Source organism: Burkholderia sp. TSV86, from assembly GCF_001522865.1.
Classification (GTDB): Bacteria; Pseudomonadota; Gammaproteobacteria; order Burkholderiales; family Burkholderiaceae; genus Burkholderia.
This window is the reverse complement of sequence record NZ_LOWB01000130.1, coordinates 1-521: the sequence shown is the minus strand read 5'-3', so window position 1 is coordinate 521 and position 521 is coordinate 1. Positions and strand designations below refer to the sequence as shown.

Annotated in this window: 2 pseudogenes; both read left to right on the top strand. The window is 56.4% G+C overall.

Annotation, left to right across the window (positions count from 1 at the left end):
• A pseudogene (locus tag WS68_RS28100) lies at positions 1 to 169 on the top strand (IS481 family transposase); the annotation flags it as partial.
• Positions 170 to 224: 55 nt separating this feature from the next.
• Positions 225 to 443 (top strand): annotated as a pseudogene (locus tag WS68_RS28555) (DDE-type integrase/transposase/recombinase); the annotation flags it as partial.
• Between the last annotated feature and the right edge of the window lie 78 nt (positions 444 to 521).

Sequence of the window (521 nt, the reverse complement as noted above, 5' to 3'; positions counted from 1 at the left end):
CAAGAAGATCTACGACTCGATCGCCACCTTGCAGACGGACCTTGATGCGTGGCTCGACCAGTACAACAATGAACGAGAGCATCAGGGGCGCTGGTGTTACGGCAAGACGCCGATGCGCACTTTCCTCGATTCGCTCGATCTCGCCAAGGAGAAACTCATCCCCCATTGATGACTCGTACTTTGTCGGCCCGACTACCTGTCAGATCAAGTCCCGGCTAATACACTTCATCTATCTGGCGATCGTGCTTGATGTGTGGAGTCGGCGCGTGGTCGGCTGGGCGATCCGCGAGACGCTGCACACGGACCTGATGCTGGCGGCCCTGAATATGGCGCTCGAACAACGTCAGCCGGATGATGGCGTGATCCATCATAGCGATCAGGGCAGTCAATACACGCGTTTCCAGTTCGGGAAGCGCTGCAAGCACATGGGCGTGCGCCCGTCGAGGTTCTGTCGCAATAAGGAAGCCTGTCGATAAGCGGTCTCGGAATGATCAGGATTCCTCAGAAGGCCAACGAATAAA